At 63.7% G+C, this 18,880-nt stretch carries 21 protein-coding genes, 1 pseudogene and 1 riboswitch; of the genes and pseudogenes, 12 read left to right on the forward strand and 10 right to left on the reverse strand.

Translation table 11 applies throughout. From position 1 onward, the window contains the following. Window positions 1-773: ATP-binding cassette domain-containing protein (locus NKH38_RS27040; protein ID WP_352904607.1), on the forward strand; the 773-nt coding region annotated here is incomplete at its 5' end. Window positions 774-837: 64 nt separating this feature from the next. Continuing rightward, window positions 838-1,626, forward strand: a complete 789-nt coding sequence (locus NKH38_RS27045) for a DUF1194 domain-containing protein (protein WP_352764378.1) — start codon at window positions 838-840, stop codon at window positions 1,624-1,626. 51 nt (window positions 1,627-1,677) lie between these two features. Here NKH38_RS27045 and NKH38_RS27050 read toward each other — a convergent pair whose 3' ends face one another. Then, complete coding sequence (locus tag NKH38_RS27050) at window positions 1,678-2,613, reverse strand: glycosyltransferase family 2 protein (protein ID WP_023673297.1); 936 nt, start codon at window positions 2,611-2,613, stop codon at window positions 1,678-1,680. A gap of 247 nt (window positions 2,614-2,860) precedes the next feature. On the opposite strand from NKH38_RS27050, the gene NKH38_RS27055 reads away from it, so the two are divergent. Then, window positions 2,861-3,181: a DUF1330 domain-containing protein gene (locus tag NKH38_RS27055; RefSeq protein WP_352764374.1), complete on the forward strand. Its 321-nt coding sequence runs from the start codon at window positions 2,861-2,863 to the stop codon at window positions 3,179-3,181. A 7-nt stretch (window positions 3,182-3,188) separates the two neighbouring features. On the opposite strand, the gene metW is transcribed toward NKH38_RS27055, so the two are convergent. Then, window positions 3,189-3,803, reverse strand: a complete 615-nt coding sequence (gene metW / locus NKH38_RS27060) for a methionine biosynthesis protein MetW (protein WP_023673299.1) — start codon at window positions 3,801-3,803, stop codon at window positions 3,189-3,191. Continuing rightward, window positions 3,800-4,969, reverse strand: a complete 1,170-nt coding sequence (gene metX / locus NKH38_RS27065) for a homoserine O-acetyltransferase MetX (protein ID WP_352764371.1) — start codon at window positions 4,967-4,969, stop codon at window positions 3,800-3,802. Before metX ends, metW begins: the two co-directional genes overlap by 4 nt. Before the next feature lie 61 nt (window positions 4,970-5,030). Then, window positions 5,031-5,108, reverse strand: a riboswitch (SAM riboswitch). A gap of 126 nt (window positions 5,109-5,234) precedes the next feature. On the opposite strand from metX, the gene hisC reads away from it, so the two are divergent. Then, entirely contained in the window at window positions 5,235-6,344 is a 1,110-nt protein-coding gene (gene hisC, locus NKH38_RS27070; RefSeq protein ID WP_352638116.1) for a histidinol-phosphate transaminase, read from the forward strand. 4 nt (window positions 6,345-6,348) lie between these two features. Continuing rightward, the gene (locus NKH38_RS27075; protein WP_352638118.1) at window positions 6,349-7,284 is read left to right on the forward strand and encodes a prephenate/arogenate dehydrogenase family protein; all 936 of its coding nucleotides are present in this window, start codon (window positions 6,349-6,351) and stop codon (window positions 7,282-7,284) included. Window positions 7,285-7,291: 7 nt separating this feature from the next. On the opposite strand, the gene NKH38_RS27080 is transcribed toward NKH38_RS27075, so the two are convergent. Together NKH38_RS27080 and NKH38_RS27085 are read right to left on the reverse strand one after the other, a co-directional pair. Next, window positions 7,292-8,215, reverse strand: coding sequence for a sugar kinase (locus tag NKH38_RS27080; protein WP_023743987.1), 924 nt, complete (start codon window positions 8,213-8,215; stop codon window positions 7,292-7,294). A gap of 124 nt (window positions 8,216-8,339) precedes the next feature. Next, window positions 8,340-9,338, reverse strand: a complete 999-nt coding sequence (locus tag NKH38_RS27085; RefSeq protein ID WP_023735194.1) for a DUF2125 domain-containing protein — start codon at window positions 9,336-9,338, stop codon at window positions 8,340-8,342. A gap of 124 nt (window positions 9,339-9,462) precedes the next feature. Here NKH38_RS27085 and NKH38_RS27090 point away from each other — a divergent pair, with 124 nt between their 5' ends. The 3 genes and pseudogenes from NKH38_RS27090 to NKH38_RS27100 all read left to right on the forward strand — a co-directional run bounded on the left by NKH38_RS27090 (window position 9,463) and on the right by NKH38_RS27100 (window position 11,818). Then, window positions 9,463-9,996 (forward strand): gamma-glutamylcyclotransferase, encoded by a 534-nt coding sequence (locus NKH38_RS27090; protein ID WP_023711716.1) that lies wholly within the window; start codon window positions 9,463-9,465, stop codon window positions 9,994-9,996. 164 nt (window positions 9,997-10,160) lie between these two features. After that, window positions 10,161-11,108, forward strand: coding sequence for an aldo/keto reductase (locus tag NKH38_RS27095; protein WP_023711717.1), 948 nt, complete (start codon window positions 10,161-10,163; stop codon window positions 11,106-11,108). Between the two features lie 82 nt (window positions 11,109-11,190). Continuing rightward, window positions 11,191-11,818, forward strand: a pseudogene (locus tag NKH38_RS27100) (LysE family translocator). Window positions 11,819-11,887: 69 nt separating this feature from the next. Here NKH38_RS27100 and NKH38_RS27105 read toward each other — a convergent pair. Beyond that, entirely contained in the window at window positions 11,888-12,697 is an 810-nt protein-coding gene (locus NKH38_RS27105; protein WP_352764364.1) for a lysophospholipid acyltransferase family protein, read from the reverse strand. A 115-nt stretch (window positions 12,698-12,812) separates the two neighbouring features. After that, a complete protein-coding gene (locus NKH38_RS27110; RefSeq protein ID WP_352764361.1) occupies window positions 12,813-13,718 on the reverse strand; it encodes a LysR family transcriptional regulator in 906 nt (301 codons plus the stop codon). A 114-nt stretch (window positions 13,719-13,832) separates the two neighbouring features. On the opposite strand from NKH38_RS27110, the gene NKH38_RS27115 reads away from it, so the two are divergent. Next, window positions 13,833-14,465 carry a pyridoxamine 5'-phosphate oxidase family protein gene (locus tag NKH38_RS27115; RefSeq protein ID WP_023711719.1) on the forward strand — a complete coding sequence of 211 codons (633 nt, stop codon included), beginning with the start codon at window positions 13,833-13,835 and terminating at the stop codon, window positions 14,463-14,465. Window positions 14,466-14,563: 98 nt separating this feature from the next. Here NKH38_RS27115 and NKH38_RS27120 read toward each other — a convergent pair whose 3' ends face one another. The 3 genes from NKH38_RS27120 to ftsE all read right to left on the reverse strand — a co-directional run bounded on the left by NKH38_RS27120 (window position 14,564) and on the right by ftsE (window position 17,058). Further along, window positions 14,564-15,283, reverse strand: a complete 720-nt coding sequence (locus NKH38_RS27120) for a YdcF family protein (protein WP_023673311.1) — start codon at window positions 15,281-15,283, stop codon at window positions 14,564-14,566. Window positions 15,284-15,416: 133 nt separating this feature from the next. After that, on the reverse strand, window positions 15,417-16,406 hold the full coding sequence (locus NKH38_RS27125; protein WP_352764357.1) for a cell division protein FtsX: 990 nt from the start codon (window positions 16,404-16,406) through the stop codon (window positions 15,417-15,419). Further along, window positions 16,399-17,058 (reverse strand): cell division ATP-binding protein FtsE, encoded by a 660-nt coding sequence (gene ftsE / locus NKH38_RS27130; RefSeq protein ID WP_023685344.1) that lies wholly within the window; start codon window positions 17,056-17,058, stop codon window positions 16,399-16,401. Before ftsE ends, NKH38_RS27125 begins: the two co-directional genes overlap by 8 nt. A gap of 180 nt (window positions 17,059-17,238) precedes the next feature. On the opposite strand from ftsE, the gene NKH38_RS27135 reads away from it, so the two are divergent. From NKH38_RS27135 to NKH38_RS27145, 3 genes are all read left to right on the forward strand, one after another. Further along, window positions 17,239-17,874, forward strand: a complete 636-nt coding sequence (locus NKH38_RS27135) for a hypothetical protein (RefSeq protein ID WP_352764354.1) — start codon at window positions 17,239-17,241, stop codon at window positions 17,872-17,874. Between the two features lie 24 nt (window positions 17,875-17,898). Next, window positions 17,899-18,441 carry a hypoxanthine phosphoribosyltransferase gene (gene hpt, locus NKH38_RS27140; protein WP_352904610.1) on the forward strand — a complete coding sequence of 181 codons (543 nt, stop codon included), beginning with the start codon at window positions 17,899-17,901 and terminating at the stop codon, window positions 18,439-18,441. Window positions 18,442-18,505: 64 nt separating this feature from the next. Next, on the forward strand, window positions 18,506-18,877 hold the full coding sequence (locus NKH38_RS27145; RefSeq protein WP_023673316.1) for a response regulator: 372 nt from the start codon (window positions 18,506-18,508) through the stop codon (window positions 18,875-18,877). Window positions 18,878-18,880: the final 3 nt, after the last annotated feature.

Raw genomic sequence — 18,880 nt, forward strand, 5'->3', positions numbered from 1 at the left:
TGATGCGTGTTGCCGACTTCCGCATCGCGCTCGATGAAACCGATGTGCTGCACGACAAGGAAAAGCGGATCGAATTCGGCGACAACGCCAATGGCAGCCTGACCTTCGAGAAGCTCCAAGTGGCCTCGCCGGAGGGCTGCACCAAACTTTCAGACAGCCATGTCGAGATCCATCCCGGTGAGCGCGTCATGATCACCGGCGACCCAGGCGCCGGCAAGACATTGTTCTTCCGCGCCATTGCCGGCCTTTGGCCCTGGGGCAGCGGGCGGATCGGCTTGCCGGCCGGAGAAACGCCGATTTTCGTGCCGCGTGTTCCGTATTTTCCTGCCGGCACGTTACGCGAAGTGCTGCATCCGAATGGCTCGGCGCCGGCTGGCGATGCTGATTTTGGGGCGGTGCTGGCCGAGGTCGGCCTCGAGCGGCTATCATCCTCGCTCGACCGTTCCGCACGCTGGGAGCGTGAACTCAACGATGACGAACAGCGGTCGCTGGCCTTCGCTAGGCTGGCCTTGCGGCAGCCGAAATGGGTGATCATCGACGAAGCGATGGACGCGTTCGATGGTCCTTCGATACGAAGGGTGCTGTCCATGCTGGAGAAACGCCTGCCGGAAACCGCGATCCTCAACATCGGGCGCGGACTGCACAATGGTCATTTCTTTCCACGCGCATTGAACATCGTGAAGGATACGGGTGCTGCGCCACTGAAACCCGCCCGAGTCAGGACCGGCGCCATCGACCCGCCGCCGAAAGCGGCCGTGCGGCGAAAGAAGTAGAAGGGGCTTTATTTCGCCGCGATCGCGGCGAAGATTCACGGGTCGAAACATCCGTGGTGCGGCCATGCTCGATGCGCTCAGCCTGCTTGCCTGCCTTGCCTGCACCACGCCCGTGGCTGCCCCGGCCGTTGCCGTGGATATCGAACTGGTGCTGGCCGTCGACATCTCACAGTCGATGGACGAGAGGGAGTTCGCGCTGCAGCGCGCTGGCTATGTCGAGGCCCTCAGGCATCCCGATTTCATCAAGGCCGTGCGCTCGGGAACCACCGGGCGCATCGCGCTTGCCTATTTCGAATGGGCGGGCGTCGTGCGCGAGGATGGCGTCATCGCCTGGCAGGTGATCGACAGCGCAGAGAGCGCCAACGCCTTCGCCGACAGAATAGAAGCGCGGCCGTTCCGCAGCTTTCGCGGCACCTCGATTTCCGGTGCGCTTGCCTTCGGCGCCGGGCTGTTCGAGGGCACGGGGTTCGATGCGCCACGCAGCGTCATCGACATTTCCGGCGACGGTCCCAACAACACCGGGCTGCCCGTCGCCACGACACGCGATGCGGCGGTGGCCAAGGGCATCGTCATCAACGGCCTGCCGATCCTGATCAGCCCGTCGCCGACCTTCAGCCATCTCGACCAGTATTATGACGACTGCGTTACCGGTGGGCCCGGCTCCTTCGTGTTGCCGATCTATGCGGCCTCGGAATTCGCCACCGCCATACGCCGCAAGCTGATCCTGGAGGTGAGCGGCATCGCCGATGCGACCGTGGTCCCGATCGATGCCGCCGCACCCATGGACTGCCTACAGGGCGAACGCGACCGGCGGCTATATTCCGACCCATATCTGCCGGAACTCGACAAATGAGGTTTGAGGCAGTTCGGAGGGGAAAGCCGCTGCGCGGCTTGTCGGCAAACTTCAGGCCGGCCGTGCACCGTATTTGTCGCGAAATTCGGCATAGAGATCGCGGCGCCAGCGCCGGCCGCCGACATAGCCACGCAACAGCTGCGGCAGCGAATAGCCAAGCGCCTTCGACGACCGGTTGGCCATATAGCCGGAGAACGCCTGCGAAACCCTGCCCTTGAGTGCATCGGCGATGAGCTGCCGGGCGATCATGTAAGGCGGAATGTAGGGGTAGCGGTCGGCGATATAGGGGTGCTTGTCGATCAAGCTCGCATAGGCTTCGACATAGCCGTCCCGGCGACCGGAGATCGAATTCTCCGAGTTGTACTTTTTCCAGTCGATCACTTCGGACAGCTGCGCGCCGCTGCGACGGGCAAAGCGCAGCAACAATTCGCGATCCTGCATGCGCGTGACGTCACTGTCGTAGCCGCCGATGGCCAGCAGCGACTCGCGCCGGGCGGTGATTGCCGACCCGGCAATGAAGATGGTCTGCGCGACAAGGGCCCGCTCCAGCGAGTCGCGGCTCAGCAGCGCCTCGCGGTTGACGCAGTTGGTGCGGCGATTGCCCTTCAGCGACACGAAGGAACTGATCAGCACTTCGAGCGAGGGATTGTTGTCGAACTGCTCCAGCGTCCGCGCCAGGCGATCCGGCAAATAGACGTCGTCGGAATCGAGGAATGTCACCACCGGCGCCTGCGCCCGCTCGATGCCGGCATTGCGGGCGGCATTGGCGCCGCGCCATTTCGAGCCAACATAGATCAGCCGTGGATCGCGGATTTCGGCAAGTGCGGCTGCCGTACCGTCGGTCGAGCCGTCATCGACGACAATGTGTTCGAACCGGGGAAAATTCTGCGCCAGCACGCTCTCCACGGCGCGCACCACCTTGCTGCGGCGATTGTGCGTCGGTGTGATCACCGAGATCAGCGGAGCGAGGTCGGTTGCCTTGGACATGTTGCTTCGATTGTGCCCCGAAATGCCTGGAGGCCGGAGGTTTTGATGGTCGCCGTCCAAGCCTTACCCGGGATGGCATTCGATTCGACGCTACAAAAAACCAGCGGCAATGTCATCACAAACTGTTGAGCCAGGACGCCGGTAAGCCGGCCGATTACCCCAGACGTAATCGACCGATGGCCATCATGTCTGCAGATTGCGCCAACGAAGCCGGTCGTCGGGCTTCGATCTCACAGGGAGTTCAGCCATGGCCGCCTACGCCGTCGCCCATATGCGTCAAGTCACAATGGGCCCGCAGATTGTCGGGTATCTGCAGAGGATCGACGCCACATTGGAGCCGTTCGGCGGCCGCTTCCTTGTCCACGGCGGCGACATGGACGGGGTCGAAAACGAATGGCCCGGGCATCTGATCGTCATCGAGTTTCCGGACAGGGCGCATGCGTGGGGCTGGTACGATTCATCAGCCTATCGGGAGATTCTGGCCTTGCGCACCGACAACTCCCACGCCGATGTGATCATCGCCGATGGCGTTCAGCACCCGCACAAGCGAACGGACGTGCTGGAATAGGGGCAAACTACCGCTTCAGCAAGAACACCGCTTGCTGGCCGAAGAAATTCCAGAACCACCATGGCATCGACAGGCCGATCTTCTGGCCGTTGCCGTCGAGCGCGGTGGCTTTCTCGACCGAAGCGCCGAGTTCCTCGACCAGATTGACGAAGTCGCGGATGGTGCAGAAATGGATGTTGGGCGTGTCGTACCAGGAATAGGGCAGGTCCGCGGTCACCGGCATCCGGCCATTGACGAACAGCGACAGCCGCACCCGCCAGTGGCCGAAATTGGGGAAGGAGACGATGGCGCGGTTGCCGATTCGCAGCAACTCGTCGAGCACCAGCTTCGGGTTGCGGGTCGCCTGCAGCGTCTGAGACAGGACGACGAAGTCAAAACCCTTGTCCGGATAGAATTCGAGGTCGGTATCGGCATCGCCCTGGATGACCGAGAGACCGCGCGCCACGCATTCATTGACGCCGCGCTGTGACAGCTCCAGCCCGCGGCCGTCGACCTGCTTGGTCTCCTGCAGGAGTTCGAGCAGCAGGCCGTCGCCGGAGCCGACATCGAGCACCCGCGACTGCGGCGGTATCAGGTTGGCCACGACTTCGAGGTCGACGCGCTGGCTGCCATTGACGCTCATGAGGCGAGCCCCCTTGCGCGGGCCGCCGAGCCGATGAAGCCCTTGATGGCGGCAAACAGTTCGGGTTCATCGAGCAGGAAGGCATCATGGCCGCGGTCGGTGTCGATCTCGACGAAGGAGACGGAGGCGCCGGCGGCGTTGAGCGCATGCACGATCGAGCGGCTCTCCTCGGTCGGGAACAGCCAGTCCGAGGTGAAGGACACCAGGCAGAAGCGGGTCTTGGTCCCGGCAAAGGCATCTGCCAACCGGCCGCCATGGTCGGCGGCGAGGTCGAAATAATCCATCGAACGGGTCATGTAGAGGTAGGAGTTGGCGTCGAAGCGGTCGACGAATGTCATGCCCTGGTGGCGCAGATAGCTTTCGATCTGGAAATCTGCGTCGAAACCGAAGGTCAGCGCTTCGCGGTCCTGCAGATTGCGGCCGAATTTCCGATGCAGGGCGGCTTCCGACAGATAGGTGATGTGGGCGGCCATGCGCGCCACGGCGAGCCCCTTTTCCGGGCGCTTGCCGTGATCGAAATATTTGCCGCCATGCCAGTCCGGATCAGCCATGACAGCCTGGCGGCCGACCTCGTGGAAGGCGATGTTCTGCGAGGAATGGCGTGCGCCTGTGGCGATCGGCAGGGCCGAGAAGACGCGCTCGGAATAGCATGACGCCCATTCCAGCACCTGCATGCCGCCCATCGAGCCGCCGAGCACGCAAAACAGCTTTTCGATGCCGAAATGGTCGACCAGCATCAGTTGCGCCCGCACCATGTCGCGGATGGTGATGATTGGCAGGTCGAGGCCGTAGGGCTTGCCGGTGGCGGGATTGGTCGAGGCCGGACCGGTGGAGCCGAGGCAGCCGCCGATGACGTTGGAGCAAATGACGAAGAAGCGGTTGGTGTCGATGATCTTGCCGGGACCGATCAGCACTTCCCACCAGCCGGGCTTGCCGGTCACCGGATTGGTGCTGGCGACATGCTGGTCGCCGGTAAGCGCGTGGCAGACCAGGATGGCGTTGGTGCGGGCAGCGTTGAGGGCGCCATATGTCTGGTAGGCGATCTGGAACGGCGACAAAAGCGTGCCGGCGTCGAGCTTCAGCGGCTTGTCAGGGCCAAAACGCAACACCGGGCTCGACGGGCTGTCGGCCTCGTTGTTGGTTTTTGTAGCGCGGAGCGCGGCCATGTGACTCTCCTTGCCCGCCGTCAGGCAATAAAAAAACCGGCAATGCGATCGCAAAGCCGGTTACGTCACGCAAACGGCCCTTTAGCGAGTTGTTTAACGTGGCTGCAAGCCGACCGGCCAAATCACCACGGAACTGTTGCGTTCTTCTAGAACTCGTGCGGCCCGGCGTCAACGGCCAGCTATTGCCCGCCTCTCGACATTCGCGGCTACGGCTTGTATTTCCGCTGCGGCCTCCGGACGGAGGCATTCTCGACGGATTTGCGACATGGACAAGACAGCGGACAAGGCACGGCCGACGCCCCGCGCGGGCATTATGGACATCGACGCCTATGTGCCGGGCAAGAGCACGGCACCGGCCGGCGTCGCCAAGGTACATAAATTGTCGTCGAACGAGAACCCGCTCGGCCCGTCGCCGAAGGCGATCGAGGCCGCGCGCGAAGTGGCTGGCAAGCTCGATGTCTATCCCGACGGCACCGCCCGCCGGCTGCGCGAGGCGATCGCCGAGGTGCATGGCCTCAACCCGGCAAACATCATCTGCTCCAACGGTTCCGACGAGATACTTGGCCTGCTGGCGCAGACCTATCTTGCGCCAGGCGATGAGGCGATTTTTACCGAACATGCCTTCATGGTCTACAAGATCTACATTCAGTCGGCGGGGGCCAAGCCGGTTGCTGTGAAGGAAACCCAGGAGCGCGCCGATGTCGACGCGATCCTGGCCGCGGTGACGCCGCGGACCAAAATCATCTTCCTCGCCAATCCCAACAATCCGACCGGAACCTATCTGCCGTTCCAGGAGGTCCGCCGCCTGCATTCCGCTCTCCCGGGCAACGTGCTTCTGGTGCTCGACGCGGCCTATGCCGAATATGTCAGGCGCAATGACTATGAGGCCGGCATCGAGCTGGCGGGCAGCGCACAGAATGTGGTCATGACCCGCACCTTCTCCAAGCTCGGCCTTGGCGGCGCGCGCATCGGCTGGATGTATGGCCCACTGCACATCGTCGATGCCATCAACCGCATCCGCGGCCCTTTCAACGTTAACGCAACAGCGATCGAGGCCGGCATTGCCGCCATCCGCGACCGCGCCCATGTCGAGCGCAGTTCGTTGCACAACGAGACCTGGCTTACCTGGCTGAATGAAGAACTGACGAAGCTTGGGCTGCGCGTGACGCCCAGCGTCGGCAATTTCGTCCTCATCCACTTTCCCGACGACAAGAGGCATTCGGCTGAGGCGGCGGACGATTACCTCACCCAGCGCGGCTATATATTGCGGCGCGTTACCGGCTATGGCTTTCCCAATGCGCTGCGCATGAGCGTCGGCACCGAAGAAGCAAATCGCGGCGTCATCGATGCCCTCACGACATTCCTGAAAAGCTGAAACAATGACAGCACCGATGTTTGAAAAGATCGCGCTGGTCGGCATCGGCCTGATCGGCTCGTCGCTGGCCCGCATCATCCGCCGCAAGGGCCTGGCCCGCCATGTCGCCATCGCGACGCGCAGCCCGGCCACGCTGGCGCGGGCGAAGGAGCTCGGTCTTGGCGAGAGCTACACCACCGACGCCAGGGAAGCGGTCCTCGACGCCGACCTGATCATCGTCTCGGTGCCAGTGGGGTCGTCGGGCGAGGTGGCGCAAGAGATCGCAGCGGCGCTGAAAAAAGGCGCCATCCTCACCGATGTCGGTTCGACCAAGGCCTCCGTCATTGCGCAAATGCAGCCCTATGTGCCGGACGGCGTGCACTTCATTCCGGGACACCCGCTGGCGGGTACGGAGAAATCGGGCCCGGATGCGGGTTTCGCCGAGCTGTTCGAAAACCGCTGGTGCATCTTCACGCCGCTGCCGGGAACCGATCCGGCCGCGCTGGAAAAGCTGTCGGAATTCTGGCGGCGCTGCGGCTCCAACATCGACACGATGGACCCGCAGCATCATGACATGACGCTGGCCATCGTTTCGCATCTTCCGCACATCATTGCCTACAACATCGTCGGCACGGCCGACGATCTGGAATCGGTGACCAAGTCGGAAGTGATCAAATATTCGGCTTCCGGTTTCCGCGACTTCACCCGTCTGGCCGCCTCCGACCCGACCATGTGGCGCGACGTGTGCCTGCACAACAAGGATGCCATCCTGGAAATGCTGGCGCGCTTTTCGGAGGACCTCGCCTCGCTGCAGCGGGCGATCCGCTGGGGCGACGGCGACAAGCTGTTCGACCTGTTCACCCGCACCCGGGCCGTTCGCCGTTCGATCATCGAGGCCGGCCAGGATATCGACGTGCCGGATTTCGGCCGGCAGGCGGTCGAGCACCCGGTGAAAAGTTAAATCTGTTTCAGACGGGCCAGGTCGCCGCGACCATGGCCATTGTCTCGGCTCGGTCCGGCGCGCCCAGCCGGCCGCCGAAGCGCTGGCATTTGAGCGCGGCCGCCGCGCTGGCAAAGCGCAAGGCCTGCTCGATAGGCATGGCTTCGGCAAGCCCGACGGCAAAGGCACCGTGAAACACGTCGCCGGCGGCAAGCGTGTCGACCGCCTTGATCTTCGGCGCCGCGATGTGGCGCACGCATCCGGCGGACCGGTCATGCCACCAGCTTCCCACGGCGCCGCCGGTAACCGCGACAAAGGCGTCTGTGCGGCTGGCGAGGTCGGCGCAGGCGGTTTCGGGATTCAGCGCGTGGCCGCAGACAATGCGTGCAGCCGTCTCCGAAGCGACGATGTGCGACGCCAGCGGCAACAGACGCTCCAGCACCTCCAGCGGCGCCGTGTCGGCGTCGAGGATTGCCGGGCAACCGGCGTCGCGCGCGGCGGTCAAGGCAAGAGCAGCGGCGCCCGGCCAGCGCACATCGACCAGCACGGCATCGAAGCCGGAAAGATCGGCGACAGGCACCGCCTCGGGGTCGGCCTGCGCCTTTGGGTCGTAGAAAGGCACGATGATGCGCTCGCCATGAGCGTCGACCAGGATCGCGGCCAGCGCCGAGCGGGCGCCTTCGACGCGGCGGACAAAGTCGCAATCGACGCCCTCGGCCTCGATGCCGGCCAGCAATTGGTCGCCGACGGCATCGTCACCTGCACTTGCCCACAGGAACACCTCGGCGCCGAGACGGCGGGCGGCGCAGGCAGCACTTGTCGCCATGCCCGAGGCGATCTGGATGCCGTCCGAGGCGATGAACTTGCCCTGATGCGTGGGCAGGGTTTCGACGCGCAGGATGGTATCCAGCGTCAGCGCGCCAACGCTCAGCAGTTTCACCGGTCGGTTCATGCGTCGGCTTGCTCGAGCATGATCTCTCCCCAAAAGCCGTTGCCGCTCTTTGCGATCATGCTCTGTCTCTTTGTTTTAACGCAATTCCGGACGGAAAACTGCTCACACTTTTCCTGGAATTGCTCTAATCGAGCGGCTTGATCTTGCCCAGCGGAATGAAGCCGAGCGAGACCTTGCCCTTCACCACCTTGAGCGGCATCGACGGTTCGTTGCCGAGCAGCGCCAGACCGGCAAAGCCTTGCTCGATCTGGCTCTTCTGCTCGGGGATTGCGGTGGCGAGGATTGCCGCCACGGCTTTGGGATCCTGCAGCTTGATCGTCAGGTCGGCATTGACCTGGCCGTTGGCGTCGACCGACACCGGGCCGGAGACGGTGATGCGCGCGGTTCCCGACGACAGATCGAGCTTGTGGATGCCGACCGCCTGGCCGCGCAGGCTCCTGGCCTGCGTCTTCATCAGCGCGACGCCGTTCTTCAGCGTCGCGTCGCCGCTGCCGTCGAGCGGCGGCAGCACGCGCCCGCCGATCGCGTCGGCGTCGATCTCAAGATCGGTGAAGCTTCCGGTATAGCCAAGGTCCTGACCGTCCGGCCGCAACTCGCCCGCCGCCGTTCCGGCGCTGAACAGTGAAACCGGGTCGGTGTCGTCGGCCGGATCGGTCTGGCCGGACAAGCTCTCGGCCTGCAGCGAAATGCTGCGTGGCAAGGGCCAGGAGAGCTTGGCATTGGCCTGCAGATTGTCCCAATCGATCCATAGCGGCGCCATCCCCGGCACCGAGGTGCGCAGCGGCCCACGCAACTCGGCGGCAGGCGACAAAGGCCGGATGAGCTCTGCAACGAAGTTGAAGCTGCCTGCCGAGGCGGCAACGTTCCTGGCGTCGTCCTCGTAAGCCAGATTGTCACAGGAGATGGCAAAACTCAGGGGGTAGCCGCTGACGGTGAGGTTGGCGCAGCCGGCCTCGATGCCTTTGTCCTTGAGCGAGGCCACCGCTTTGTCGGCTTCGCTGCTGACGCGACCGGCGACATAGAACCAGACCGCGCTGTAGACGCCGAACAGCATAACGACCAAGGCAGCGAGCCACATCAGCCGGCGGCGAAACTTCGACGGACGCTCGTCACTTGACGTCATGCTGCGGCTTTCATTAACGCGGGCGTGTTGCGGGTGGACTGTGGCTTACGCAACAAGCAAAAAGAACAGAAGAGCACCGATTCCGATGCGGCGGCGTCACTCTCGTGCAATCAGGCTTGGCGATATGGGCGATTTTTGGGTTTTTGGCTACGGCTCGCTGATCTGGCGACCGGGATTCGCCCATGTCGAGACACGGCGCGCGCGGCTTTACGGCTACCGCCGGTCGCTGTGCGTCTATTCCTTCGTGCATCGCGGCACGCGCCAGCGGCCGGGCCTGGTGCTAGGCCTCGACCGTGGCGGCTCCTGCATCGGGCTGGCGTTTCGCGTGCCCGGCGAGCTGCGCGATGAGGTGCTGACCTATCTGCGCGAGCGCGAATTGGTGACCAGCGTCTACCTCGAGCGTGTGCTCGATATCAGCCTCGACGGGAATGGGGCGGCCGCGGGAGAGAGAGTGAAAGCGGTCGCCTATATCGTCGACCGCCAGCATGAGCAGTATGCCGGCGGGCTCGATGCCGCGCATGCGGCAGGTGTTATCCGTGGCGCCGTCGGCCAGTCCGGAAACAACGAGGACTATGTGCTCAACACGCTGCAGCATCTCGCGGCGCTGGGTATCAGCGACCACTGGCTGGAAGAGGTGGCGAAGCGGATCGCCTCGTGAGCCGGTAGACCACGGCGAGCCTGCAGGCGAAGCGCTCGCGCCTTTGTGAAGCGCTGGCCCGCTGGAAAAATTGGCTGAGGCCTTTGACCTCGGCGCGGCGAGACCTAGCTTAGCTGCGGCCCGAAGCATTCGGGTCGCCCGCCGCCAGTCCACGGAGCCCCGTCTTGCAAAAACGCCGTCTCGGCCAAACCGACCTTTCCATCGCGCCGCTGGTCCTGGGCGGCAATGTCTTCGGCTGGACCGCGGACGAGAAGACCTCCTTCGACCTGCTCGACCGGTTCGGCGACGCCGGCCTCAACGCTATCGATACGGCCGATGCCTATTCGCGCTGGGTGCCGGGCCACGCGGGCGGCGAGTCCGAGGCCATCATCGGCAAATGGATGAAAAGCCGCGGCAACCGTGACAAGATCATCGTCATCACCAAAGTCGGCTCGGATATGGGACAAGGCAAGAAGGATCTGTCCGCTGCCCATATCGAAAGGGCGGTCGAGGCGTCGCTTGAGCGGCTGCAGACCGATGTGATCGACCTCTATTTGTCGCACTGGCCGGACCCGACCACGCCGTACGAAGAGACGCTCGGCGCCTACCAGAAGCTGCTCGCTGCCGGCAAGGTCCGCCATATCGGCGCCTCGAATCTTGACGCCGGCCAGCTGCGCGCCGCGCTCGATGTTGCCAGCCTGCGCGGGCTGCCGCGCTACAGCGTGCTGCAGCCGGAATACAATCTCTACGACCGCTCATCCTTCGACGGGCCGCTGCATGATCTGTGCGTGGCCGAGGATATCGGCGTCATCACCTATTTCAGCCTCGCCAAGGGGTTTTTGAGCGGCAAATACCGTAGCGAGGCCGATCTCGGCAAAAGTGAACGCGGCGGCGGCGTGAAGGCTTATCTCAATGCGCGCGGCATGCGCATTCTGGCCGCACTCGACACTGTGGCGGCGCGCCATTCGGCCAAGCAGGCGGAAGTAGCACTCGCCTGGGTGATGGCGCAGCCCGGCATCACCGCGCCGATCGCCAGCGCCACGACGCTGGATCAGGTCGACAGCCTGGTGCGCGCCGCATCGCTGAAGCTCAGCGCGGAGGATCTCGTGGCGCTGGACAAGGCCAGCGCCTAGCCGCGCAGGTTCGGCACGATCGTCCAAGACGACGGCTGTCCGCCTTGCCACACTGTTCTCCATTATTGGGAGAAGAGGCAGCATGGCCGCAGACATTCTATCGCAGGCGCAGCCCTGGCAGCAATTGCTGGCGCTGGTGCTGGCGGCAACCGTCGTAATGGGCAGTCCTGGCCCGGCGACGATCAGCGTCACGGCGATAGGGGCCGCCTTCGGCCTGCGCAATTCGCTTCACTACACATCGGGGATCATTTTAGGCACGGTCGCGGTGCTGCTGGTGGTGGCCACCAGGCATCAAGGCTATCCTCACCTCGATGCCGGGCGTAGCGCCAGTGCTGGCGGTCGCTTCCGCCGCCTATATTCTCTACCTCGCCTACAGAATAGCGACAGCGCCGCCGCTGGCCGCGCGTGACAGCAGCGCGGTTCTGCCGACCTTCCTCGGCGGCTTCCTGCTCGCCGTTGCCAACCCGAAAGCCTATGTGGCGATTGCTGCGGTCCTTGCTGGCTCCGCGACCGCAGCCGGCGCCGATGCTCTCGGCATCCCGGCCAGGCTGGCGGTTCTCACCCTGATGATCGTAGCCATCCATGTGCTGTGGCTGCTGGCCGGCGCGGCCTTCGCCCGCACCCTGCGCCAGCCGCTGGCGTCGCGGATCATCAATCTGGCCTTCGCGGCGACGCTGGTGCTGACAACGGCGCTGGCGGCGTGGCCTTGAGCCGGCCCGCAGAAGAGATCAAGCTTTGGTCTTTTTTGTTTTGGCGCGATTCAGGACGGAAAAAACCGCTCACACTTTTCCTGGAATTGCTTTGGCGGCCGCGGCGAGTTCGGCCAGCCGCTTGACCGCCGTCGGCGGCATTTGCGGCGGGTTAGGAGCCTGCGATGCCTCGATCAGCAGCTGGTCGCAGGCGGCTTCCGTATCGCCGATCAGCCGGTCCATGAATTCGTCCTTGCCGAGCCCGGGCGGAATCGGCGGCAGGAAGCGGGCCTTGATGGTGCCGGGAAAGCGCAAGAATTTGCGGCGAGGCCAATAGAGGCCGGCGACATGGGCGACCGGTACCACCGGGACGCCAAGCTGCGTATAGAGCTCGACAATGCCGTATTTGTAAGCCGGCTCGTCGCCTGGCGCTCGGCGCGTGCCTTCGGGGTAGATAATCAGCTGGCGCGGATTGCGCCCCATCTCCTGCTTTGTCGATGCAACGACCTGCTTCAACGCCTTGGAGCGGCTGCCGCGGTGAACCGGGATCATCCGCATCTTCAGGATGTACCAGCCGAAGAAGGGGATCCAGGTCAGCTCGCGCTTCAGGATATAAAGCGGATCGTGGAGGAAGGGAAAGAAGGCGATCGCGTCCCAAAACGACTGGTGTTTCGGCGCCAGGATGAAAGAGCCCTCCGGCAGGTTCTCGACGCCGGTGATGTCGCTCCTGGTGCCGGCGATCTTGTCGTAGAGCCACAGGCTGGTGCGCGACCAGAATTTCGGCACGAACCAGGCGCGATGGCGTGGCGAGAGGAAGTAGTAAGGGGTCCAGAGGACCATCTGGACGGTCAGATTGACATAGAAGACGAAGTTGAACGCCAGCGAGCGGATATAGAGCATGCGGGGAAGGGCCCGTTGAGGAGGTGTGCGTTGGTTACACCAAGCGCGGGCAAAAAGGAAACGCCGCAATGGCCTGACATAGGCCGGCTCGCCACTGACTCAAGCCAGTCTCAACTCACCACGTCGCCTGCAATAGCCGCTGCTTCAGCCGCGGAGCGGCGAAATCGAGGAACGCCCTGAGTTTCACCGCCAGCAGGCCTTGGCCGGCATGGACGAGGCTCACCGGCCACGGCTGCGGCTCGAAGGGTCGCAAGACCGGGACGAGCACGCCGGAACGTAATGCGTCCGCGATCTGGTAGGAGAGCACCCGCGTCATCCCGGCGCCTGCAATCGCGGCATCGATTGCAGCTTCCGCCGTGTTGACGCGCAGCCGTGAGCGGATCGGCACGATCAGTTCGCCCTTGTCGCCGGCAAAGCTCCAACTGGCGAGCGCTGCAGGCCCTTCGAAACTGATGCATTCATGCGCGGCCAGATCGTCCGGCGTCCGCGGCATGCCATGCGCGGCGATATAGGCGGGGCTGGCGCACACGACGCGACGGATCGCGCCGACGCGGATGGCAATGAGGCTCGAAGGCGCAAGCTCGCCGATGCGGATGGCAAGGTCGAGATGTTCCTCCGCCAGTTGGGTTATCCGGTCAGCCAGCGTCAGGCGAATGTTGACTTGAGGATAAGCCGCCAGGAATTCGGTGACGACAGGCAGCACGTGCAGGCGACCAAAGACGACCGGCGCGGTGATGAACAGGTCGCCGGTCGGCGTGCTGTATTCGCCGGCAGCGGTGCGTTCGGCTTCGCCGACCTCGCCGAGGATGCGGCGGCAGGCGGCGAGATAGACCTGGCCGGCATCGGTCAGCGTGAGCTGCCGGGTCGAACGGTTCAGCAGGCGCGCCTGAAGGTGCTTTTCGAGGTCGGAAACCTTGCGGCTGACCGTTGCCAGTGGAATGCCGAAATGGCGGCCGGCAGCGGAAAGGCTGCCCGCTTCCACCGCGGCGACGAACAGCGACATGGCTTCGAGACGATCCATACTTTCTTCCGGAAATTGGAAGGATAGCTTGCAACTATGCCATCTACATCCAAAACATGGAAGGATCTACCTCTTCGCGTACAATGGCCGTGTTTCGGCCTCGCGGAGGCTTCCATGAATGCTCATACTTTCACCAGCGATGTCGCCTTCACGCCGACCGTCAAGGCGATCCAGACCCGCAAAGGTTCGCGCAAGGGCTATGCCAGCGCCGAGGAGCGCGGCGGATGGCGCGCCCATATCACGCCCGACCTCGCCGACTTCATCGCGGCGCAGACCAGCGTCTTCCTGTCGACCGCAAATGGCGAGGGTCAGCCCTATATCCAGCATCGCGGCGGGCCAGCCGGCTTCCTCAAGGTGCTGGACGAAAAGACCATCGGCTTCGCCGATTTCTCCGGGAACAGGCAGTTCATCACGCAAGGGAATCTCGCCGACAACAACCAGGCATTCCTGTTCCTGATCGACTATGCGCATCGCCAGCGCGTCAAGATCTGGGGCACGGCGCGCGTCGTCGAGGACGATGCCGATCTTCTGGCAAGGCTGATGCCGCAGGACTACAAGGCGCGCCCCGAGCAGGTCATCTTGTTCACCGTCTCGGCCTGGGATGCCAATTGCCCGCAACACATTCCGCAGCGATTCGAGGCCGCCGATGTCGCGGCCGCACTCGCCGAACGCGACAAGCGGATTGAAAGCCTCGAACAGGAGATTGCGCGGCTGCGTGGCGCGGAAGACGGCACGGCCAAGGGGTAATCGAGCGCCGTCAGAGTCGTCTGTCTGGACGCAATTCCCAAGGGAAAGCGTACGTGCTTTTCCCGGGAAAACCGCTACACACTTTTCCTGGAATTGCTTTAGTCCTTGGCGGTCGAAACCTCGGCCAGTGCGACGCTGTCGGCGGTCTGGCGGACCGGGACGACGCCGCGCGCAAGCGCCAGCAGGTATTTGCTGTATTCGGTCAGAAGCACGCGTAGCGCTTCCGGCTTGGTCAGCCAGTCGCCATTGTCCAGATTGGTGTTGACCACCGGATAGGGTTCAAGCCTGGCGCCATGCAGCAGGCGGCCCATCTCGAGCAGGCTGCGCGGCATGTGGTAATTGTTGGTGACGAGGATGACGCTGCCATAGGCGTGGCTCTCCACCCATTTAGCGCTTTCCTCGGCATTGCCGATCGTGTCGAGCGCGGCGCGGTCGATGTCGACACAGCAGGAAAACAGCGCCTTGTCGCCGCCGGTAGCAGCCTGCAATTGGCGGCGGCTGGCAGAGGGATGCACGCCTGAGATCAGCAGCCGCTCGCCCTTGCCGGAGGCAAGCAGATCGAGTGCTGCGTCGAGGCGGGCCTGACCGCCGGTCAAGACGATGATCGCATCGGCCTTGGCCGGGTTGGTCGGGGTCGTCATGTGGCTGACCTTGCTGGCGAACCAGCCGAAGCCACCGGCAAACAGGGCCACCAGCAGCAGTAGACAGAGGGAGGCGAGACGCAGGGCGGTGCGCAAACGGCCCAGCCCGGTACGCACACGCAAACGCACCACTGGCATCTGTCCAGCCGTTCCGGTCGACTCCCGCGCGTTCATCATCCTATGGTTAATCCTGAAATGCCTTTTTGGTAAGGAAAAAAGCGCACATTGCGTTACGTCGGTTTTCGATCCGTGATCGTCCCTTCCATTCCTGTCCTTGCCCCCGAACTGTTTTCGCTTCTGCCCTCACGGGTCACCCCGCATCCGGCTGGCGGACATCGATGTCGCTGAGATAGGCGACGACGGTGGCGTGCGAGGTCGCCGCCGTCAGTCCGCCGATCACCAGCACCATCAGGCCGACGCCGAGATAGCCTGCCGATCCGATGGCGAAATTGCCGAACAAAGCGGTGGCCTGGTCGGCCTGCGGCGTTGCCATGTTGCGCGACGACCACCAGGAAAAGACGATGAAAACCAGGATCGCGGCTGCGCCGCCGGCGGCCGCGCCCTTCATCCCGGTGACCAGGAAATGCCAGCGGAATTCGCGCGCGATGAAGCGCGCCTCGGCGCCGACGAAATGCAGCACTTCGATGATATGGCCGTTACCCGCCATGGCGCCGCGCGTCGCAAACACTACGGTCAGCACCGTCGCCGACAGCATCAGGACCAGCACGGCGATGCCGATGGTGACCGTGGTGCGGGCCATGGCGACCAGCCGGTCGACCCATGTACGGTGATCGTCGAGCGAAGCACTCGGCAGCTTGGGCGTGAGCGCCGCACGGATGGCGCTGAAGTCGGGCGGGCTGGTCTCGTCGATGGTGACGATGATCAGGCGCGGCACCGGCAATTCGTCGATATTCAGGCCCGAGCCCAGCCATGGCTCCAAAAGGCGCGCGGTGGCGTCGCGATCGATGATCCGGGTTTCCTTCACGCCGGGGAATTCGCCGACGATCTGCGAGGCCTGGGCAAGGGCTGCCTGCATGTCGAGGCCGTCGACCGGCTTGATCTGAATCGTCGCCTCGCGCGAGATCTGGTTTTCCCAGACCGAGGCAGTGTCGCGCACCAGCGTGACGGCGCCGAAAGTCAGGCAGGACAGGAAGGTCATGATGGCGATGACCAGCACCAAGGCGCGGCCGGCAATATTCTGCGCCGGCACGATCGGCGCCATGCGGCGCTGGACGCGCTGCGTCGTCGTTGCGGGCTCGGCGGCGTCTTCATGCAGCTGTTCGGCCGATAGCTCAGTCATAAATATCCAGCCTTCCGCCGGCCAGGATCATGCGGCGCGCGTCGACCTGCTCCATCAGGCCGAGATCGTGAGTGGCGATCACCACCGCGGTGCCGAGCCGGTTGAGCTCAATGAACAGCCTGAGCAACCGGCGCGCCAGCGGCGGGTCGACATTGCCGGTCGGCTCGTCGGCAAGCAGGATTTCGGGCTGTTCGATCAAGGCCCGAGCGATTGCCGCGCGCTGCTTTTCGCCGCCCGAAAGGACCGGCGGCAGCACATGCATGCGCTCGCCCAGGCCGACCCATTTCAAAAGTTCGGTGACGTCGGTGCGGTAGCTCGCTTCCTCGCGGCCGCGCACGCGCAGCGGCAGAGCGACATTCTCATAGGTGGTCATGTGGTCGAGCAGGCGGAAATCCTGGAACACCACGCCGATGCGGCGCCTGAGATGCGGCAGTTCAGCGCGCGAGATGCGCGAGCGGTCCTTGCCGAAGATGGTGATCAGCCCGCGTGTCGGCTTCAGCGACATGAACAGAAGGCGCAGCAGCGTCGTCTTGCCGGCGCCCGAGGGCCCGCTCAGGAACTGGAAGGAGCTCTCCGGAATGTGCAGGGAGATGTCGCGGAGGATTTCCGGACCCATGCCATAGCGAAGGCCGACATTTTCGAAGCGGATCACGTGCGACGACCTGAGGTGTGTGGCGGCGGCGTGCCAACCCTTTCTGTCCAACGACCATCGGCCGCCATGGTTAACCGTCGGTTAATTTTCGCTGTTTTTGAATGCGTCACAAGGGTTCCGGTGGGGAAGCGTTAACCATTTCCATTTACGCAAAAGAAACGAAGAGGCAACAGCGGGGCCATGATGGCTGAGCAACGAACCGCGCGCCCGGTTTCCGGCGAAATCATGACCGGGACAAGTGTCGCACCGGAATCGCGTCCTGTGGCGACCGACATCGTCGATGCGGATTATGAGGTGCTGCCGCAGCTGATCCCACTGATAGAAGCCATGCCGACGCCGGCGCGCGACATCGCGACGCCGTCGATGGAAGGCATGGAGATGCTGCGCAAATCAGATGCGTCAGCCGGGCGGCCGGCATCGCGTGGCGGGCCGATCTTCTGGATTGCCGGCATCGGTGCGGCCCTTGCCGCCTTCTGGGTCTCGGGTGGCCACGCGCTGGTGCGCCAGACGCCGTTCTGGACAGTCGAACAGCCGGCGGGCGCCGTACTCAGCATTGCCGGCGTCACCTCGCGTGTCGACGCCTCGGGACCCGCCCCGGTGCTGTTCGTGGATGGCGAGGCCGTCAATGACGGTTTGAAGGCGGGACAATTGCCGCCGCTGGAGATACGTGTCACCGGCAATGACAGCCGCATCACCCGCTATACTCTGGGGACATCCAACCGTTCTCTGGCGCCCGGCGAAAGATTCGGCTTTTCCAGCCGCCTCGATGTGCCTAGAAACGGCGTCAAGGCCGTGGCGGTCACCTTCGCCGGCTAGTCGGTTTCTCTGGAAAGGTTGTTGATGCCAGTTGTGCGCGGCAAGGACATCGAGGTCCTCTTTTCGGCGTCCGCGATCGCGCGGCGCAATCTCGAACTCGCCAAGGAGATCGCCGAGCACGACTATCACGACCTGCTGGTGATTTCGGTGCTGAAGGGCTCGTTCATCTTCGCCGCCGATTTGATCCGCGCCATGCACGATGTCGGGCTGTCGCCCGAGGTCGAGTTCATCTTCATTTCCAGCTATGGCGCCGGCACCACCAGCGGCAACGTGAGGGTGCTGCGCGACATCGACAATGAGGTCGCCGGCCGCGACGTGCTGCTGATCGACGATATCCTGGAGTCGGGCAAGACGCTCTCCTTCACCCGCAACCTGATGCTGTCGCGCGGCGCCAAAAGCTGCGCCATCGCGGTGCTGTTGGACAAGCGCATGCGCCGCCAGACCGAGCTGAACGCCGACTATGTCGGCTTCGACTGTCCCGATTACTTCGTCGTCGGCTACGGCATGGACGTCGCTCACGCTTTTCGCGAACTGCCGTTTGTCGGTGTCGTCAAAGGCGATGCCTGAGAAAAGGCCCCCGACGCTTCAAATTTTCAGAAAAAGTCAACTTTTGCCCGCCAAATTCCGGCCCATGGCAAAGCTTCTGATCGTCGAGGACGATGAGTCCGTCCGCACCCTCGCCGCCCGCGCGCTCGAACGCGCCGGGCACTCGATCGATATCGCCGCCGACGGCGCGCAGGGGCTGGCGATGGTCAGTGCTGCAGGCGGCGGTTACGACCTCGTCGTCTCCGATATCCGCATGCCGGAAATGGATGGCATCGAGATGGCGATCGCCGCAGCCAGGCTTTTCCCTGACATGAAGATCCTGCTGATGACCGGCTATGCCGACCAGCGCGAGCGCGCCGAGGAATTGAACGGCATCATTATCGACGTCGTGCAAAAGCCTTTCACGCTGGCCGAAATCCGCTCGCGGGTCGACCAGGCGCTCGCCTGCTTCGCCTGACAC

Source organism: Mesorhizobium sp. M1078 (genome assembly GCF_040318615.1).
Taxonomy (GTDB): Bacteria; Pseudomonadota; Alphaproteobacteria; order Rhizobiales; family Rhizobiaceae; genus Mesorhizobium.